We start from the raw sequence: 18,872 nt of genomic DNA on the forward strand, positions 1-18,872 counted from the left end.
AAGCGGAATCGCCCTTCAATTCGTCACGTACCGGTCTTCTTTGGCTTGATTTGGGGTTCTTTAACCTGTTTCCCGCCCAATTTTGGGTACTCGGTTCAATTTGCTGCGATAGGACATGATCCAGTCCCTGGTTTTTTCGACTGGCATCGGCTTGCTGATACCAAAACCCTGAACATGGTCACATCCCAACTGGGCCATCAATGCATGCTCGCCTGGCGTTTCGACGCCTTCGGCCAGTGTTTCCAGATTCAAACGTTCAGCCATGGTCAGAATGGCGCTTGCCAGTTGCTGCTGGCTGGGGTCTTGATCGGCTTTTGCGACAAAAGACCGATCGATCTTTATGCGCGACACGTTGAATCGTTTTATGGATGCGATCGAGGCATGGCCGGTTCCAAAATCGTCCAAATCAATGCAACAGCCCATCGTAGCCAACCCGGTGACGTTGCGGGTTATGACGTCATCAGGTCGACGGGAAAAAACGGTCTCCAACACTTCGACTGCCAACCTGTCGGGTGTCAGGTCGAATTGATCCAACTCCCATTTTAGGCGGTCGATCAGGCCCGGATCGCGCAGCTCGTCCGAGGAAAAGTTGATGCCGATACGCGGCACATAAAGCTCTGCCTGATCCCAGTCGCGCATGGCAGAAAATGCGTAGTGCCGCATGGTCTGCCCCAGCCGACCCATAAGATCGGCATGTTCTGCAAACGGCAGAAAGACGTTGGGGCCCAGAACCCCCTTTTTAGGGTGCTCCCATCTGGCCAGTGCCTCAAAGCCAGTGACGCGCCCGGTGTCGGTGGATATCTGAGGTTGAAACCAAGGACGAATCTCACCGCTGTCCAGGGCAGTTTCAAACTCCTTGCGCAGATTGGAGCGGACCTGAGCCCGGCGGCGGGTTTCGGACGAAAAGGCGCGAATCGTGGATGGGCCATTCTGTTGCGCTTCAAGCAGGGCGTTATTCGCAGCATCGCGCCAGTCCATAGCCGACCCGTCCGGAAAGCTGCCGCTTAGGCAGAAACCGATCGAGCTCGACATGTAGACGCCGGTTCCATTTAACATGATCGGCTCTTCCACCGCCGATTGCATACGCCCCGACATTTGAATGCAGGCCTCTAGATCCAGTTGGCCAGCGGGGCGCAAGACCACCATCATCTTATTCCCGCCAACGCGCGTCGCGCAGTCGTTCGTGCGGATCATGGACATGACACGCGCGCAAAACTGCTGTGCAACGTGGTTTGCGGCTGCCTGACCATGAAGATCAAGCAACTGAGTGTAATCATCCAGAACCACGGCAAAACATGCAGAGTCTTCGCCTTTGCGACAGGTTTCAGCAAACACTTCGTTTAATGCGGATGCAAAGTGGTCGTTTGACAATAGGCCAACCGACCGCCCCAAGCGCGGACGGGTTTGTTTGGACGAAAACGCACCAAGGCCTGTGATTGCCAAGGGGAGGCCCAATGCCATTGAAACCAAAGCGCGTTCGCCCCCGATCCAGAACGCACCCAAACTGAGCGCGGGAATAAACGCCAGCGCTGATGGACTGTTAAAAACGGTGTTCAAAGAACGGATAAAACGGTCGATAGAAGAATGGTTCCGCATCGTGCTTTTGGCCTTGGGCATGAATGACACGCCGTTGAGCCTAGGAAACCAGTCTGAGTCAGTCGTTAACGCAGCTGCGGAATTCCGTCCAAGTTTTCGGTTATTTTGTCAGAATTTATTGAAAGGTTAAGGAAATCAAACAGTTTCGCGTCCAGCAGATGCGAAGGGCGTGCATTTGTTAAGGCGCGGAACATAACTTGACGCCGACCCGGGCTGTTCTTTTCCCATTGATCGAGAATCTGTTTCACCTGCTGGCGTTGCAACCCGTCCTGACTGCCGCAAAGATCGCAGGGTATGATCGGGTATTGCATTGCATTGGCAAATTTCCCGCAATCGGCTTCGGCAACATGGGCCAGCGGTCGGAAGACAAAAAGATCGCCCTCTTCATTCACCAGCTTCGGCGGCATGGTGGCCAGACGACCGCCGTGGAAGAGATTCATGAAAAATGTCTCAAGAATGTCGTCGCGGTGATGGCCCAGAACAACCGCCGAGCACCCCTCTTCACGCGCGACGCGATACAGGTTGCCACGGCGCAGGCGAGAACACAGGGCGCAGTAGGTTCGGCCCTGCGGAACCTTGTCCATCACAACGGAATAGGTGTCCTGGTACTCGATCCGGTGCGGTACATCCATGCGTTCAAGAAATTCGGGCAGGACTGTCGCGGGAAATCCGGGCTGACCTTGATCCAGATTGCAGGCCAGCAGATCCACAGGCAGCAGGCCACGCCATTTCAATTCGTAGAGAACGGCCAGCAGCGTATAACTGTCCTTGCCGCCTGACAGGCAGACCAGCCAGCGTGGCGGTTTGCCGTCCTTGTCGTGGGCAGACGGGTCTACCATCCCGTATTGCTCGATCGCTTCGCGGGTTTGCCGTACGATACGCTTGCGCAGCTTCTTGAACTCGGTGGTCGAGGGCGCGCCAGCAAAAAGCGGGTGGATATCGTCTGCATCATCAAACATGCGCTGCCCCTACAGCAGATGGCGCAACCGGGCAAGATGTTGACTGAATGCCGGCTCTGGTCCTAGTCAGTCGAGGTATCGGAGTCGGGGACCGGATCATAGCCGTCGCCACCCCACGGATGACAGCGCCCGATCCGACGCGCGGCCAACCATGCGCCCTTTATCGCACCGTGCTTTTCCAATGCCTCCAGCGCATAAGCTGAACACGTTGGCTGATATCGACAGTTAAAGCCAACCCACGGACTGAAAATCAACCGATAGGCCCGAACGGGCAGGGCGACGATATGGGCCAGAAATGTCATTTGCCCTGTGCGTGAACCTTGCGCAGCGCATAGCGCAGGTCACTCAACAGTGCGTCGTAGGAGCGGTTGGCCGTGACTTCGGCCCGGCCGATCAGAACGTAATCCCACCCATCGCGACCAGATTCGGGCAGTATGGCCCGCGCGGCTTCGCGTAAGCGACGTTTGGCGCGGTTGCGGGCCACGGCGTTGCCGACCTTCTTCGAGCAGGTAAAACCTACGCGAATCCCGGATGCCTCTTCTGGAGTGCGTCTGCGCGCCTGGACCATCATCGACGACGTTCCTTGCCTGCGCGCGCGTGCGGCTTTCAGAAAGTCGGACCGTTTTTTAAGAACGACAAGAGGTTCAGGTGCACAAACGGACGCCGCCGGGGGCGTATTCCCGGGCTGGTGCATACCATCCTCAGGGGCCTCCGGCGGCGTCATGTTCATAACCTGATCGGTGAGCGGTTTACGCGCTCAGCGACTTGCGGCCGCGTGCGCGGCGTGCGTTCAGGATCTTGCGGCCGGCCTTGGTGGCCATGCGCGCGCGGAAACCGTGGCGGCGTTTGCGAACCAGGTTCGAAGGCTGATAGGTGCGTTTCATCGCTCCGTCTCCAATCTATAGCGGTGGGGTGCGGCGCGGATTCGCCTGGCCCTAGTGTTCGAAGCCCGTCCTCTACTGCTAAGCGGGTGGTAAGTCAAACCCCAACAGTGGGGTTTTCGCGCCTTTTGCAACAATTCTGTACCCGCAGAGCTGAAAAGGTTTCAAAACACCCAATTATCGATGAAATCTCTCACATTCAGCGCCACAAAGATCAAGGCCCCGTGATCCCTCTGTTGCTTGACCGATTGGAAGCGCATCTTGGGCACAGAATGAAACAGAAAGAACCGGAAAACCTGATGTCTGAAACAAGCCAGGCACCGCGCAGCGGGTTTGCGCGCCATATTCCGTTGCTGGTGATCCTTGGTGTTGCCGTTGCGGGCTTTTTCACGCTGGGGGATTACCTGAGCTTTGAAACCTTGCGGGACAACCGCGAGGCGCTTTTGGCTTGGCGGGATGGTCATTATTGGGTCATGGCCGCAGCGTTTGTGGCCATTTATATCGTCATTGTAGCGTTCTCGCTGCCGGGGGCGGCGGTCGCGTCGATGACAGGCGGGTTCTTGTTTGGATTGTTTGCGGGCACGGTTCTCAATGTTGTGGCTGCAACCATCGGAGCTTCGGCTATTTTCCTGGCGGCACGCTGGGGATTGGGTGAGTCGCTGACCGCCCGTTTGGAATCGTCGGAAGGGACGGTCAAGAAGCTGAAGGATGGTCTGCGCGAGAATGAGATTTCGGTCCTGTTCCTGTTGCGGCTGGTCCCGGTTGTTCCGTTCTTTGTTGCAAATCTGGTGCCTGCTCTGGTCGGCGTGAAGTTTCGCAACTTCCTGATCACCACTGCCCTGGGCATTATTCCCGGGGGGATTGTCTACACGTGGATTGGTGTCGGGCTTGGTGGTGTATTCGATCGCGGCGGAACACCGGATGTGTCTCTGTTGTGGGAGCCGTTCGTGATCGGACCGATTATCGGCTTGTGCGTTCTGGCCGCTTTGCCCATCGTCATCAAAGCCTTGCGCGCAAATAAGGACAGCTGAGCCATGACCGAACTGAAAACAGACCTCCTGGTCATTGGGGCCGGGTCCGGCGGCCTGTCAGTTGCAGCTGGGGCCAGCCAGATGGGTGCAGATGTCGTTTTGCTGGAAGGCCACAAGATGGGCGGCGATTGCCTGAATTTCGGCTGCGTCCCGTCCAAGGCGCTGATCGCAAGCGGGAAGGCCGCTTATGGTCAGACGCATTCCGCGGCGTTTGGGGTAGCGGATGTGACTCCTCAGATCGACTATGGGGCGGCCAAGGACCATGTGCATAACGTCATCGCCCAGATCGAACCGATGGACAGCCAAGAGCGCTTTGAAGGACTTGGCGTCAAGGTGATCCGAGAATACGGTGCCTTTATCTCTTCCAACCAAGTGCAGGCAGGAGATCACTTCGTCACTGCGCGCCGGATCGTGATTGCAACAGGGTCATCGCCCCTGGTGCCGCCGATTCCCGGGCTGGATGCGGTTCCTTACTTTACGAATGAAACTATTTTCGACCTGCGCGAGCGGCCGGATCATTTGCTTATCATTGGCGGTGGCCCGATCGGTATGGAAATGGCGCAGGCCCATCGACGCCTCGGCAGTAAGGTCACGGTCATAGAGGGTCAAAGGGCGCTGGGCAAAGACGACCCCGAAGCCGCGGCGGTGGTGCTGGAAGCGCTACGTAGCGAAGGTATCGATATCCGCGAAAGCGCCATGGTGGCACAGATCCGAGGCAGCGAAGGCGCGGTAGAAGTGGTGACCGAAAACAGTGAGATTCTCAAGGGATCTCATCTTTTGATCGCGGCCGGGCGCAAGGCAAACATTGACCGGTTGAATCTGCAAGCGGCGGGTATTGACCGCACCCGGACCGGCATTAAGACAGATGAAGCCCTCAGGACGACAAATCGCCGGATCTATGCCATTGGTGATGTTGCAGGTGGGATGCAGTTCACTCATGTGGCGGGCTACCATGCGGGTATCATAATTCGCTCGGCGTTGTTTGGTCTGCCGTCCAAAGCCAAGACCGCTCATATCCCCTGGGCGACCTACACAGATCCTGAACTGGCGCAAGTTGGTCTGACCGAAGCTCAAGCGCACGACCAGCATGGCGACAGGCTCGAAATTGCCCGCTTTGACTATCATCACAACGACCGGGCCATTTCCGAGCGTAGGACAAACGGCTTCATCAAGGTCATGGTTGTCAAAGGCCGTCCTGTTGGGGCCACAATCGTGGGTCATCAGGCAGGCGAGTTGATCAACTTGTGGTCGCTTGCATTGGCCAATAACCTGAAGATGGGGCAGATTGCTGCAATGGTTTCGCCCTATCCGACGATCGGAGAGCTTAACAAACGCGTGGCGGGTGCTTATTTCACGCCAAGGCTGTTTGAGAATCAGACAGTTAAACGTGTGGTCAGGTTCGTCCAGCGTTGGATTCCCTGACCTGAGGAGGGGCGCATTTTGAACTCGCTGTCGGGCCGATTTCTGATCCTGACGACGGTCTTCGTTATGTTGGCCGAAATCCTGATTTTTGTCCCGTCTATCGCTCGGTTCCGTGAGGATTTCCTGCTGAACCGTCTGGAGCGCGCCCAGATTGCTTCGCTGGCGTTGCTGGCAGACGATATGCTGGCTGATGACCTCGAGGCCGAACTGTTGGCGAATGCGGGTGTTTATAACGTGGTTTTGCGTCGGGACGAAGTTCGGCAGCTTATGTTGTCTTCACCGATTCCGGATTCAATTGCCAAGACATACGATCTGCGCGATGCGGGGCCCTGGGTTCTGATCCGGGACGCCATGAGCCGGATTGTCACGCCCGAAAATGAAATCATTCGAGTTATTGGCGAGCCGGTCAAAGGTGCGGGCTTGCTGATTGAAGTCACCACAGACAGCGCGCCATTGCGAATGGCGATGGTGGACTACGGCCTGCGTATTCTTGGCTTGTCTTTTGTCATTTCGATTATCACCGCTTCGCTGCTTTTCCTAGCTGTACGGGTTGTGCTTGTACGGCCAATCAAAAGCGTAGTGGGGTATATGCAGCGCTATGCCAGCGCGCCCGAAGACGCGCGGGGGATCATCTCGCCGAACTCGAAAGTGACAGAGCTGCGCGAAGCTGAAGAGGCGCTGCAAATGCTGCAGACTGACCTCACACAGGCGCTGCGACAGCGCGAGAGGTTGGCGCAGCTGGGTGGTGCCGTCGCCAAAGTCAGTCACGATTTGCGCAATATTTTGACATCGGCACAGCTGTTCACGGACAGGATCGAATCCAGCGATGATCCACTGGTTCGTCGGATGGCCCCTAAATTGGTGAATTCCATCACCCGTGCCGTATCTTTGTGTGAAAGCACGCTGGCCTTTGGGCGCGCGGAAGAACCGGCCCCGACGCTGACGATGGTTCCAGTGCGGTCGCTGGCCGCGGATGTGGCAGCCAGTGAACAACTTGCCGTCGCCGATGCCTGCGTCGAAATTGTGAATGAAGTTCCCGAAGATCTGATTGTCCGCGCAGACCCCGAGCAGCTTTTTCGGGTTATCATGAACCTCGTGCGCAACGCGCGTCAGGCCCTGGTTGCGGCGGGCAAGCCTGGGCGCGTTACAATTGCCGGCTGCGAATATGGAGACACCTGGTGCATTGAAATCAGCGATACAGGCCCGGGTCTTCCACCAAAAGCGCGCGAAAACCTGTTTACACCATTCCAGGGCGGAGTTCGAAAGGGCGGTTCGGGTTTGGGGCTGGCGATTTCGCAGGAACTTGTGCGCGGACATGGTGGAGACCTGAGTTTGAAACAGACTGGACCCGAAGGAACCGTGTTCGAAATAAGCCTTCCGCGCGGCGACATGACTTTTTGAAATATTTTTGAAGAATCGACTTGCACGTCCTGGGCGGCAGGTCTAAACACCGCCTCACCAACGCGGACCGATAGCTCAGCTGGATAGAGTACTTGACTACGAATCAAGGGGTCGGGGGTTCGAATCCTCCTCGGTCCGCCACTTGGTGATTTTCCCAAATTTTGATGAAACACACTAGGTTGCTTAAACCTTTGTGTTTTATGGCTGAGGCCGCGCTAGAGGGTTTCGTTGGATTTTATCTGATTATCCCAGTATGCTTTCATTGAGTGGTATATTTTGTGGTATTTTCATGGCTGCGCTCAGCGGAAAGCTGACAAAGAAGCTGGTGGAGAATCTCGGTCCGGGTCGGCATGGCGACGGTTCTGGCTTGTACCTTGTTGTCGATCCCTCGGGCGCGCGGCGTTGGATCGTACGCGTAACGGTCAAAGGACAGAAGAACCGAAAGGGCGCACCGCTGCGAACGGACTTCGGTTTGGGCGGCGCTGATGTCGTGACTTTGAACCAGGCCCGAGAAAGAGCGCTCGAATATCGTCGGATGGCGAAAGCCGGGTTGAACCCGCGTTTCAATGCAAAGCGCGAGATCCCGACCTTCGAAGAGCTCAGCAGACAGGTCCACATCGACCGCCTGCCGACATGGAAGAATGCCAAACACGGGCAGCAGTGGCTCAACACTTTGCGCGACTACGCGTTCCCAAAGATCGGCCGTATGCCCGTGGACAGCATCGATCAGCCCGAAGTGCTGATGTGCCTGTCGCCAATCTGGACCGAGAAACACGAAACCGCAAAGCGATTGTCGCAACGGATCAAGACAGTGCTCGACGTGGCAAAGTCCAAGGGCTTCCGCTCGGGTGAGAACCCGGTGACTGCGATCCGCGAAGGCAAGGTGCTGCCCACCGTCAAAGCCAAGGTCCAGCACCATGATGCGATGCCGTGGCAAGAGGTGCCCGCGTTCTTTGCCGAGTTGCAGACCCGCTCAGCCATGGCCGCCAAGGCGCTGCAGTTCACCATTCTGACCGCCTGCCGGACTTCAGAGGTGCTGGAGATGAAATGGCCCGAGGTCGATATCGATACGCGCCTTTGGACCATACCAGCGGAGCGCATGAAGGGCGGGCAGGTCCACCGCGTCCCTCTCACCGACGAAATGCTGACCATTCTGGAGCCGTTGCGCGCGCTGGCCTCTGACTATGTGTTCGAGGGCCAAAAGCGGCACCAGCCCTTGTCAAACATGTCCATGTTGATGCTGCTGCGCCGGATGCGGCAGGATGGCGTTACTGTGCATGGCTTTCGCAGTTCGTTTCGGGATTGGGCTGCGGAGGCTGCAAATGCACCACGCGAACTGGCAGAGGCGTCCTTGGCCCATCAGGTTGGTTCAGATGTGGAGCGCGCCTATGCACGGTCGGATTTGTTGGAAAGGCGGCGAGAATTGATGGAAGAGTGGTGCAGGTCTGTTTCAGTTTAGCATTTTAGATAGATATGAGTTGATGACGGATAAAAAATGGACAAAGCCTAATCGGCTTACAGAGGTTATTCATCACGAAGCATCCCCCGTCATTGTGGGGGCGTTCCCAGGCCCGTCTGTAGCCTCTCTGAAAAACTCATTTAGTGATGATTTCAGCGAAACAAGGGACGGAGATACAGTATGGGAAGTTTGGGTAAGGACTAGGACAGGACTAGACAAAGAGGTCGTGGGATTAAGCTATTTCGCGACAGAAGAAGCGGCTTTAGCGGCTTTAGAGTCTATGCCAGTTGGGATGACATACGGAGACCACTATGGTTTTCCCAAGAGATTGAAAGAAATAGTTGAAAAGGGTGGCCTGGACCCCTCCGGAATGCTGTCATTTATGTTTGGATCTGGCGATCACGATGCGGTTCATTTTGTCTATTACGAAGCGCTTGCCGAGGCGGGTGTCATATCAAAAAAGGACTACAGTATTCTGCCAAGTGTTCTCGATTGGTTGGGCGACGAACATGTTGCTTGGATGAGAAACACCTTTGGTGAAAATTGGTCAGCAGTTGCAAAATTTGAGTTTTGCTTGAACCATTTCCCTGACTCGTCTCTGGCTAGTCTCTCAGCGAAACTATTCTTGTCTCAGTTCGTAACAAACGACGACTTTACTGCGGGCTACATAACTAAGGAAATTGAGGCTATCTCAGGTGGCACTGAAGCTGCAGCAATTCTGGCGGCAAACACCCGAAAGAAGGCTGGCGAAGCCGGGGCACGTGCATCCCGGGATCGTAGACTTCAGAACCTGGAACTGCTGATGCAAGAAATCGAGCAACTATCTGGCGCGGTTGGTTTGATCAGCGAAGAAAGAATAATCGAGCAAGCCTTGGAAAAGTCAGTTGATAAACAACTGGACTTCCCAAAATCGCGAAAAACTCATGCGGACTATGGAACGGCGTTGCGTTCAGAAGAGCCTTTCAAATCAAGGTACGAAGCGGTGTTCAGGAAAAACGCTTAAGCATATTCTTACTTCGGGAAGACGCTTAAGCGCTGGAAAATGTCTGGTGACACTTCGACAAAGCTGCCCATAATTGGGAGCCATCGCAACTGATCCAAGAGGATTTCAACGATGGCAAATGTCTTCAATGACGACCGGGTCTATTTCCCAGAAGACCCTGAAATGCAATTGCTGGGAAACCGCGAAAAGCTGGCTCAATGGCGCCACCGCATGTGTGGTCCGGCCTTTATCCGCATCGGTCGGCGGATCGCCTATCACGGCGCTGATCTGAATGCCTGGCTTTCGACCCGACGCACCGATCCCAACAACAAGGCTGCATAATGAAAAACCCCACCTCCAAGCGCGGAGATGGGGCTTTTCCAGTGACATCAACTGCCACCCTAGTAAGTCCAGTTGATGCCACAGGATGCCCCGCGCAGACAAGACAAAACGAGCGCCGGTACTACTGGTCGCCCCGAAGCCATTCAGTCGAACGGGTGATCATACGGAAAGGACGGATCAAACATGGCTGATATGTCCTTTCCAAAGTCGAACAGTACCAGTCATCACGGGGAACCAGACACTGGCTCTCTTTCACGAACTGATCATTGGGAAACCGCTGAGACCTACAGCGGTGAGCTCTTTCGCCATGGTATCTACCGCGTCTCTGTCTGCCGGGATGGTATCCAATGGCTGTTTCAGCGCCAGAGACCCCAATTTCCGGCCGGGGGAGCGGCCTGGGATACGCTCGGGTATTGTGTGTCCAAATCCGGCCTAACCCGGCTCGTCCGGGCGCATATCAGTTTTGATATCCCTGAACTGAATGGTTTGCCCGAGCATTTCCCACGGAGTTGTCGCCATGAGTAGGCGGCGACCTCCCGAGGGTAAACGGTCGAATGAGGGTCAATATGTTCCTCTGCCTTATGCAATGATCAAATCTCCGGCATGGCGAGCGTTGTCCGGACCTGCAGTGAAGCTCTGGTTGGAGCTTCACACCCGCTACCACGGTGGCAACAACGGCAAGGTTTTTCTGTCGATGAACGAGGCGGCGGAAACTCTCGGATTGGGCAAGGCCACTATTCAGCGCGCCTTCGAGGATCTGCAAGGCAAAGGCTTCCTTGTGTTGGAGCAGGAAGGCAACTGGTATCATCGGCGAGCGCATGAATGGCGGTTGACGACCAAGGCGACGCAGGCCCGATCTGGAAAGAAGGCCGCCACCAATGACTGGCGATTCTGGCAGCCCGAAAAAACAAAACGCGGTTCTGAGACGGACCCGTCAGCATCCTCAGTGGTTCCGTTTGAGAACCCAAAGACCTCTCATGGTTCCAAACCAGAACCCGTCAGGCCGATTTCTCGACGGTCCGTCGGTTCTGAAACGGAACACTAATACTAACCACTCCTTGTTACGCGAGGCGGACATGAGCAAGACTCAGAAAGACAATGGCAGCGATCTTCAGACAAAGGATTCCGAGCTCACCGAAGCGGAGACCAACGCGGTTGCGGATTTGAAGGAACGGAAGAGATCAAGCGTTCGGGCCCCGGACATCAAATTGGACTTCGATGAAGATACACGCAGGCTCAAGGTCGGGCACATGGGGAAAGACCCAAAGGTGGCCTGTGCATTGGCTATGCATGAGCTGGGTACGATTGATTATCGGTTCTTCGAAGGCGTGATGGACCAAGTCGCAATTCTCGGACAACACGACAGCTCGGTTTCTGAAACCGCATCGAACTTCGTAATGTCCGTTGTTGCCGGGGTCCGACCGCAGGACGAGATTGAAGCCATGCTTGCAATCCAGATGGGCGCGATCCATCAAGCCGCAATGATGATGGCACGGCGCCTGAACCACGTAAAAACTCTCCCACAGCAAGATTCAGCAGAACGAGCGCTCAACAAGCTTTCGCGGACCTTCACGAGCCAGGTTGAAACCCTGAAAAGGTATCGCTCCAAGGCAGATCAAACCGTCCGTGTTGAACGCGTCGAGGTCAGAGAAGGTGGGCAGGCAATCGTTGGTAATGTTCAAAACGGGGGCGGTCGGATGACAAAAAGTGACGACAACCTCACGAACCCTACTAAACGGCTCAATGATGCGCCCAGATGCACAGCAACGGCGAAGTCCACTGGCAAGCGATGCCGGGCACCCGCCGTTCAAGGCTGGAGTGTTTGTCGCGTGCATGGGGCTAGAGGTGGGCACGCTGCTGGGCCAAGCCATCCTTCGTGGAAGCACGGAGAGAGATCGCGAAAGGCCGAAGAAATGCGCAAGATCATCAATGACCTGATCCGCGCCGACAAGGAACTAGAGAAACTAATCAAGTGACTCGGCAAGGCCTCGCAAGCAAGGCAAAGCAGTCGTTCGAGCGAAGTGCTCGGATGACTGCTCCGAGCCCGTAGCAGACAGTCGTTGCCGCAAGCGCTAGAACAGGTTGCGCCCTTCTTTCTCATTCCCTGATCGCGTCAATAAACCAACCAATCGGCAACCTGCATCTGGACTTCCATTCACTAATCAAGGCTAGAATATGAGATGAAAGTTCGTCTACACATCGGCGTCGCGACGGTATTCACGCTACTCACATTGTTCGTTACGGCAATGCTTGTGGCCATTCTGTATTTTGGCAACAAGCAACTCGCTATTGAAACCGCAAAAGAACAAATGGCGGCAGCCAGAGCTCAGTCAGTGGAAGATATGCTGACTGTTATTCGCGGCGCCGGAAATGTCGTGTCTTCAGCGTCCGTTTTTCTGTCGAATTTCCCCGAACAGGCAAGCTCACTTGTTGGTCTGGACGTTCTCTATTCTCAGATCCAAGGCAATGAGCACTATTACGGATTGTATTTTGCGGCAGAGCAATCCGGCGACTTCTATCAGAACATCAACATTCCGAGCAACTGGCAGACTTTCGGCCCTGATCAAAGACCGGTGCCCGAGGGCATCGACCGCGTGCAACGCATTATCTCGGAACGCGCGGATATGCGTGTCGAGACATATTACTGGACAAATGACAGCGCCCCTCCAAGACCATTTCTCAGCAGAGCCACTGAATATGATCCACGTTCGCGTCCATGGTACATTGGAGCAATAGAGCAATCTGAAATATTCATCACACCTCTTTATCTGTTCGAGAGTACGGGAAGTTTAGGAGTCACCTTCTCTAAGAGCGTGTTTGACAATTCCGGAAAGCTGGTCGGTGTGGTTGCGCTCGACATGACAATGACTGCTTTGTCACAAATTCTGAATGATATTAGGATTGGGGATCATGGCCTCGCCTTCATGATGGATCGTCAGGGTCGGCTACTTGCCTATACAAGCACACGTTCAGATGGTGGGGCTTCGCGGTATGTGAGTTCCAACCCAGACGAACTGACTGAAATGACAAACGACATTATTGCCAGCGCGGTGGACCAATGGCAGGTCAAACGGCAAGAGTTCTTCAACTTTGTTCCACCCGCCACTGCGCAAAACCACTTGGCATATATAGCGCCAATTCCGGAGATTTTCGGCGCTCAACCGACGCTTGGACTGACCGTACCCGAAGAGGAGTTCGTCGGAGGCATAGAGCGCACGACGGCGCGTGCTTTGCAATTTGGCGGGTTGGCAATGGTTGTGGCGGTGGCTTTCACTTTTTTTGTCGCCCGTCTTCTAAGCAAAAGCCTGGGTCGGGTTACAACTGAAGCTCGAAAGGTCAGCAATTTCGAACTCGGCGATGAACTAAACTTAAAGTCGAATATTCAGGAAGTTGCTGAGCTGGAAAGCGCGATTGCGAGCATGAAGGCAGGTCTGTCGAGTTTTGGTGCTTACGTTCCGAAAGAGTTGGTTCGTTCCATCGTTTCAAAAGCAGAGCGAATTAGAGTTGGCGGCAACTCGCGGGAAGTGACGCTTATGTTCGCTGATCTTCAAGGTTTCTCCTCTCGATCGGAGGGGCTTGAGCCAGAAGTTCTTATGCCCGCGCTATCCGAATATTTCGAGGTTATGGAGACCGAAATTTCTTCGAACTTGGGCACCGTGGATAAGTACATCGGAGACGCCATTATGGCGCTTTGGAATGCCCCTCTTGACGACCCTGAACATCCAAATAATGCATGCCGGGCGGCGCTGGCATGTTTGCGCGCGGAAGAACACCTCAACTCTGGACAAGGCACCTCGCCTTTGCGTCCGCTGCATACTCGTTTCGGGCTGCACACTGGTCCCGTGGTCGTTGGAAACGTTGGATCACATTCAAGGCTTCAATACACAGCGCTTGGCGCCGCCGTGAACTTTGCTTCGAGGCTGGAAGGCTTGAACAAAGTTTACGGGACCAGAATACTTGTCTCAGAAGCTGTCGCATTCCATGCTAAATCCGAGTTCTTGTTGCGCGAGATTGACGTTGTCGTACCGTTTGGAACAAGCAAACCCAGCCGCATCTATGAACTCGTATGTGAAAACGGATCCGCTGAGAGTGACGCAAAGAAACGCGTCATTGAAAGTTGGGAAGCGTGCTACTCGCTGTACAGGTCGGCAGCATGGCAAGATGCACTGAGTGCATTTGAGAAGCAAAGAAAGCTGGAAAGGAACGAAGTTCTCGTCGACACATTTATTGATCGATGTAATGCCTTTATCATGCAGCCACCGGACCCAGATTGGGACGGTGTCTACAGATTTGAGAGAAAATGAGCGGCTGTTAGAAATTGTTTGGTCATTTTGGATGTGTTGCTTTTGTTGACCGGTAGCTTTGGGAAAAGCACTCCTAAGTGCTGAAGTAAGTTAAGCAACTAGACCGCCCTGAGCAGTCAAATTTCGCAAAACCAACGCCTGACGGCTTTGTCCGCACAGCGGTTGTTCGAGCAGTGTGTCGTGAACGGCTGCTTCGAGCCCAAAGCAGCCTTTCTGTAATAACGGATCAATTGCCTCCTATCTTGGATACTCATCGTTGATCCTAATCAAGGCCCATTGAAGGCGGGCTGCTAAATTCTGCCTAGGATGCTGCGCCAACTCTTTTGCTACACTTCAGGGAGAAATGAGAATGGACTTTAGCCAGTTTGGGGAGATTGGGCCTTTTGTAGGGTTGGCCTTGAACGTAGCCTACGGGTTGATGATCTTTGCTGTTGCTATGTTCGCCAGCGGCTTAGTGGCTCGACGGATCCGCCAATTCGGCGACAAGCGAACTAAACTCGACCCAACGCTAACGCGGTTCCTTGCGAGTTTCGTGCGCTATGCCATTCTTGTGTTTGCTGGGATGGCGGTGCTTTCGCGTCTTGGCATCCAGACGACTTCGCTGGCCGCGCTGATAGGTGCCGCAGGTCTAGCGATAGGTTTGGCATTGCAGGGAACGCTCAGCCATCTTGCTTCTGGTGTGATGCTAATATTCTTTCGCCCTTTCAAGGTAGGCGATTTTGTACGCATCGCAGGGGAGGCTGGTACGGTTGATGAGATTTCACTTATCAGCACAAGGCTCATTACCACCGACAACATGGTGGTCATCGTGCCAAACGGAGATGTTTATTCAGGAGTGATCACCAATCTATCGACGATGCCAACACGGCGCTGCGATATTGTTTTTCCCGTTTCATACAGTACCGATCTCAAGCATGCGGAAGAAGTGATCTGGAAGGTTGTCGGCTCAGACGAACGTGTTTTGAAAGATCCAGAACCCTTTGTGAGAGTAACAAACCTCGGCGACTACTCAGTCGATTTCACCGTAAGGCTTTGGTGCGCTACTGCGGATTTGTGGAACCTACGTTTCGCCACTATTCGAGCGGTCAAGGAAGCCTTCGATGCCGAAGGCGTGGCAATACCTTTCCCCACTGCGATAAGAATTGAGAAAGGTTCCTGAATCGCATGTCTGGCAAATTGGAAGCTGATACTCTTGAAGGGAATGCAAGCCGCAGCAACCCAACTACGAAGCACCCTAGTCATTGAGCAGATACTCGACCGCCCAGTCGTTCACTTTTCCGATCGCAATCTTCGCCTCTGCTGTCTCCGGATGCGTTTCCATGAAGAAGTGGGGCATACCTTCGTAAATGTCGAGCTTTACGGTTTGTCCCGCTTGGTCAATTGCCTGATACAATCGTACGAAGCCGCTCAGCAGCAGTTCTTTGGTCCCGCCTTGGATCAGGATTGGCGGAAATCCCTTGGTAAAGTCTCCATAGACCGGCGACACATAGGAGTGGCCGTGATCTTCAGGGTCGGCATAAGCCAATCCTGTCAATGTTGGGTTGCGTTGGCGCAACCATCGGTCAGATCCGCAACGGCAGCTAAGTCCGCTTAGCGGTCACTCGCTGCAACTTGCTTGGACGTCTGCAATGCGGACAAAACCGTCTCAGGCAGGCGCTGCAGACTTCGCATTTCCACCGACAACCCACAAACACAACACCGCAAGCAAAACCTCTATCGCAAATGCGGCAAGAATGTTTTCGGATGGCAAGCCATCGAGGACGAAACTAATTGTCCTACCGAGGGCAAAAGCAGAAAATACCGTGACTCCAAGCCAGGCTGAGGTCTGTACCAACTTTTGGTAACATACACCGAACAAGATGATCAGGCCAAGTACCGCGAGATTGGCAGCAGGTGCGCGCAACTCGCTCATCAGGTTTGGCTGCGGCGAGAGTACGATGCCGTAGTTGGCGTAGAAAGACTGTGGATCCAGTGTGATGGCCAGACCTATGGCTAACGCGGTTAATCCGGACATGCCCAAGACAAGTCTGCGTTTAAGTTCAAGTTTCATGATTGCTCCCATATCCTTTGGCCCGGCTCAAGCGGCTCTGGTCCACGCGCCAGACATTGCAGCTTTGTTTGCGAAGTCGGCGAAGTCGCGTGGCGTGCGTCCAAGCGCACGCTGCACCCCGTCCGCGAGGTTCGCATTGCGCCCGTCCAACGTTTCACGCGCGATGTCCGTAATCACATCAGCAATCATCTCGCCATTCGCATGCGCGATTTCCGCGTGGAAATCTTCGAATGAAATTGGCAGGTATTGCACAGTCCTGCCCATGGCGCGCGAAAGCTCTGCGGCCATGTCGGCAAACGTCATGAGACGTGGTCCCGTGACCTCGTAAAGTTCGCCATCGTGTCCTTCTTCTGTCAAAGCAGCTAGGGCAACATCGGCGATGTCGTCCACATCGATGATTGGTTCGCGTACATCGCCGGCGGGCATCGGCAAGACACTTGCCATGACCGGACCAAGCAATGCCCCTTCAGAAAAGTTTTGTGCAAACCATGCTGCACGAACGATTGTGAACGGAACTCCGGAATTGCGTACGACTGCTTCCGCCCGTTCCGCATGAAACTCGCCACGCCCGGTTAGCAGCACAAAACGCCGTAGTCCCTTTTCACGAGCCAATGCTGTGAAGGCTTCGACTTGCTCAACCGCGCCTGGAAAAGCGATGTCAGGAAAGTAAGAAATATAGGCAGACGAGACGCCTTCCAGGATTGGGGGCCAGGTCTGCGGTTGATCCCAGTCAAATGGCGTTTCACTGTTCCGCGATGCGCGCCGGACTGCCTGCCCTTTTTCTTCCAGACGTCTCGCGATCCGCGATCCGGTTTTGCCTGTTGCACCAAGTACAAGTATGGGTTGCTGTGTCATTGGTTATCTCCATGAGTTCACTTGATGGCCCGATATTAGGCAATCAATAGAGATGTTCTATTCTTCAGAATCCTATTTTCTTATTCAATCGTCCAAATTAGATAGACGAAGAGCTAAATTTCAGCCAAGGTCCCCACATGAACAAGGTTGAACCGCATATCCCTGACCCAGATGCACTGGCACAGCCGATCGGCGATCCGCTGGGGGAAATCCTCCATTTGCTGAAATTGACAGGTACATTCTATTGCCAGTCTCGCATGACTGCACCATGGGGCGTATCGATACCGGGATTTGCCGGCGTACTGAGCTTTGCGGTCATCACACACGGGCGGTGCTTGATGAAGGTCGGTGACAATGACCCGTTCGAGGTCGAAAAAGGCGATCTGGTCTTGATGACCAACGGAGCACCGGCCGGATTCTTTAGCTCAGAAGACACTCCGCTTTTGACGCTGGAGGAGTTGCCTATTCGCAAGGTAACCGAGCTTTATGAAACACTGGAATACGGCGGCGGCGGCGCGGAGACGGGCATCATGTACGGCTTGGTCCGAATAGATCACGCCGCCAGTGATATGTTGATGCGCTTGCTTCCGGATGTACTCAAAATCGACCCGTGGGAGGAGGACGCCGGAAGCTGGCTACAGGCAACTTTGCAATTCATCGCAAAAGAGGCGCGGGAATTGAGACCTGGCGGCGAAACCGTGATCACGCGACTGGCCGATGTGGTTGTCATCGAGGCTATTCGTCGTTGGCTGAACAGCGCACCCGATGCAGATCGAGGCTGGCTGAAAGCAGCGCGAGACCCGCAGATCGGGCGCACGATAGTCGCAATTCACCGTATGCCTGCTGCGGCTTGGACAGTCGAGTCTCTCGCGGAGGTTGCTGGTATGTCCAGATCCGCTTTCGCGGCGCGGTTTACTGAGTTGGTAGGCGTTCCAGCAATCCAGTATCTTGCAACGTGGCGTATGCACCTGGCCAGCGAAAGGTTGGTGTCCACCGATCAACCTATCTCGCAGATTGCCGCTGACATCGGATACTTTTCAGAGCCTGCGTTCAACAAAGCTTTCAAACGGGTGTTTGGCGCACCACCGGGAAAAATCAGGAAGAACGGAGTTCACTCCGTATACAGGCGAAACTTGAGAAACTGAGCATCTTCGTATTCGATCTCGCCTATGTGTTTGGCGCCGAGTTTCCGGAGCGCACCCAGATTTTTTCGACTTGGTGGCAACAGAAACGTGACAAAGGGGATACGTTTGTCAGCGATCGCAAAGTCGATTGCCATTTTGGAAATCCGTTTCCCAAGGCCAAAGGCGTCGGGCCGCAAAACCAACCCAAAATCCCACTCGTCATCTTCTTTTTGAAAGCCCCCCCAACCAACATACTGACCGCCTGACAAAAACGCCCAATGTCCAAGACCGTCCCGCGCCCAGTAGCCTTCCTTCTTAGTGATAAACTCTCTTGCGACCTCGATACTCCAATTGAACGTCAAAAGCGGCATATGCTCTGCTACCCGGGGGTCGGACATATGAACCGCAATGTCATTCGGATCGATTTCCGAAAGGCGTGCAAATGAAATCCCATCTTTCATCATTA

Annotated in this window: 20 protein-coding genes and 1 tRNA gene; 12 read left to right on the top strand and 9 right to left on the bottom strand. The window is 54.4% G+C overall.

Annotation, left to right across the window (positions count from 1 at the left end):
- Window positions 1-60 precede the first annotated feature (60 nt).
- From GS630_RS17010 to rpmH, 5 genes are all read right to left on the bottom strand, one after another.
- Window positions 61-1,596: a GGDEF domain-containing phosphodiesterase gene (locus GS630_RS17010; protein WP_171620157.1), complete on the bottom strand. Its 1,536-nt coding sequence runs from the start codon at window positions 1,594-1,596 to the stop codon at window positions 61-63.
- A 65-nt stretch (window positions 1,597-1,661) separates the two neighbouring features.
- Window positions 1,662-2,555 carry a tRNA 2-thiocytidine(32) synthetase TtcA gene (ttcA, locus tag GS630_RS17015; RefSeq protein WP_171619973.1) on the bottom strand — a complete coding sequence of 298 codons (894 nt, stop codon included), beginning with the start codon at window positions 2,553-2,555 and terminating at the stop codon, window positions 1,662-1,664.
- Window positions 2,556-2,617: 62 nt separating this feature from the next.
- Window positions 2,618-2,857, bottom strand: a complete 240-nt coding sequence (gene yidD, locus GS630_RS17020) for a membrane protein insertion efficiency factor YidD (protein WP_171619971.1) — start codon at window positions 2,855-2,857, stop codon at window positions 2,618-2,620.
- Entirely contained in the window at window positions 2,854-3,279 is a 426-nt protein-coding gene (rnpA, locus tag GS630_RS17025; protein WP_171619969.1) for a ribonuclease P protein component, read from the bottom strand. The genes yidD and rnpA overlap by 4 nt, the downstream gene beginning before the upstream one ends.
- A 25-nt stretch (window positions 3,280-3,304) precedes the next feature.
- Entirely contained in the window at window positions 3,305-3,439 is a 135-nt protein-coding gene (rpmH, locus tag GS630_RS17030; RefSeq protein ID WP_005980833.1) for a 50S ribosomal protein L34, read from the bottom strand.
- Between the two features lie 269 nt (window positions 3,440-3,708).
- On the opposite strand from rpmH, the gene GS630_RS17035 reads away from it, so the two are divergent.
- The 11 genes from GS630_RS17035 (at window position 3,709) to GS630_RS17085 (ending at window position 15,536) form a co-directional block, all read left to right on the top strand.
- Window positions 3,709-4,467: a TVP38/TMEM64 family protein gene (locus GS630_RS17035; protein WP_371809086.1), complete on the top strand. Its 759-nt coding sequence runs from the start codon at window positions 3,709-3,711 to the stop codon at window positions 4,465-4,467.
- Between the two features lie 3 nt (window positions 4,468-4,470).
- Window positions 4,471-5,889, top strand: coding sequence for an NAD(P)/FAD-dependent oxidoreductase (locus tag GS630_RS17040; protein WP_171619967.1), 1,419 nt, complete (start codon window positions 4,471-4,473; stop codon window positions 5,887-5,889).
- 15 nt (window positions 5,890-5,904) lie between these two features.
- Window positions 5,905-7,290 carry an ATP-binding protein gene (locus GS630_RS17045; RefSeq protein WP_171238474.1) on the top strand — a complete coding sequence of 462 codons (1,386 nt, stop codon included), beginning with the start codon at window positions 5,905-5,907 and terminating at the stop codon, window positions 7,288-7,290.
- A 64-nt stretch (window positions 7,291-7,354) separates the two neighbouring features.
- Window positions 7,355-7,431: transfer RNA gene (locus GS630_RS17050), tRNA-Arg, on the top strand.
- Window positions 7,432-7,579: 148 nt separating this feature from the next.
- Entirely contained in the window at window positions 7,580-8,749 is a 1,170-nt protein-coding gene (locus tag GS630_RS17055; protein WP_171619965.1) for a site-specific integrase, read from the top strand.
- Between the two features lie 22 nt (window positions 8,750-8,771).
- A complete protein-coding gene (locus GS630_RS17060) occupies window positions 8,772-9,752 on the top strand; it encodes a hypothetical protein (RefSeq protein WP_171619963.1) in 981 nt (326 codons plus the stop codon).
- A gap of 111 nt (window positions 9,753-9,863) precedes the next feature.
- Complete coding sequence (locus GS630_RS17065; RefSeq protein WP_171619961.1) at window positions 9,864-10,073, top strand: MerR family transcriptional regulator; 210 nt, start codon at window positions 9,864-9,866, stop codon at window positions 10,071-10,073.
- Between the two features lie 517 nt (window positions 10,074-10,590).
- Window positions 10,591-11,118: a helix-turn-helix domain-containing protein gene (locus tag GS630_RS17070; RefSeq protein WP_171619959.1), complete on the top strand. Its 528-nt coding sequence runs from the start codon at window positions 10,591-10,593 to the stop codon at window positions 11,116-11,118.
- A 31-nt stretch (window positions 11,119-11,149) separates the two neighbouring features.
- Window positions 11,150-12,049, top strand: a complete 900-nt coding sequence (locus GS630_RS17075; protein WP_171619957.1) for a hypothetical protein — start codon at window positions 11,150-11,152, stop codon at window positions 12,047-12,049.
- A gap of 204 nt (window positions 12,050-12,253) precedes the next feature.
- Window positions 12,254-14,377 (top strand): adenylate/guanylate cyclase domain-containing protein, encoded by a 2,124-nt coding sequence (locus GS630_RS17080; RefSeq protein ID WP_171619955.1) that lies wholly within the window; start codon window positions 12,254-12,256, stop codon window positions 14,375-14,377.
- A 349-nt stretch (window positions 14,378-14,726) separates the two neighbouring features.
- On the top strand, window positions 14,727-15,536 hold the full coding sequence (locus GS630_RS17085; RefSeq protein WP_253285877.1) for a mechanosensitive ion channel family protein: 810 nt from the start codon (window positions 14,727-14,729) through the stop codon (window positions 15,534-15,536).
- A 75-nt stretch (window positions 15,537-15,611) separates the two neighbouring features.
- Here the strand turns inward: GS630_RS17085 and GS630_RS17090 are convergent, their stop codons facing one another.
- The 3 genes from GS630_RS17090 to GS630_RS17100 form a co-directional block, all read right to left on the bottom strand.
- On the bottom strand, window positions 15,612-15,932 hold the full coding sequence (locus GS630_RS17090; RefSeq protein ID WP_171619951.1) for an alpha/beta hydrolase fold domain-containing protein: 321 nt from the start codon (window positions 15,930-15,932) through the stop codon (window positions 15,612-15,614).
- A 90-nt stretch (window positions 15,933-16,022) separates the two neighbouring features.
- Entirely contained in the window at window positions 16,023-16,427 is a 405-nt protein-coding gene (locus GS630_RS17095) for a DUF4345 domain-containing protein (protein ID WP_171619949.1), read from the bottom strand.
- Window positions 16,428-16,454: 27 nt separating this feature from the next.
- Window positions 16,455-17,282, bottom strand: a complete 828-nt coding sequence (locus tag GS630_RS17100; protein ID WP_171619947.1) for an NmrA family NAD(P)-binding protein — start codon at window positions 17,280-17,282, stop codon at window positions 16,455-16,457.
- Window positions 17,283-17,419: 137 nt separating this feature from the next.
- Here GS630_RS17100 and GS630_RS17105 point away from each other — a divergent pair, with 137 nt between their 5' ends.
- The gene (locus GS630_RS17105; RefSeq protein ID WP_171619945.1) at window positions 17,420-18,427 is read left to right on the top strand and encodes an AraC family transcriptional regulator; all 1,008 of its coding nucleotides are present in this window, start codon (window positions 17,420-17,422) and stop codon (window positions 18,425-18,427) included.
- On the opposite strand, the gene GS630_RS17110 is transcribed toward GS630_RS17105, so the two are convergent.
- Window positions 18,394-18,867, bottom strand: a complete 474-nt coding sequence (locus tag GS630_RS17110) for a GNAT family N-acetyltransferase (protein ID WP_171619943.1) — start codon at window positions 18,865-18,867, stop codon at window positions 18,394-18,396. The genes GS630_RS17105 and GS630_RS17110 overlap by 34 nt on opposite strands.
- Window positions 18,868-18,872 lie beyond the last annotated feature (5 nt).

This window comes from Ruegeria sp. HKCCD7303 (genome assembly GCF_013111185.1).
GTDB lineage: Bacteria > Pseudomonadota > Alphaproteobacteria > Rhodobacterales > Rhodobacteraceae > Ruegeria.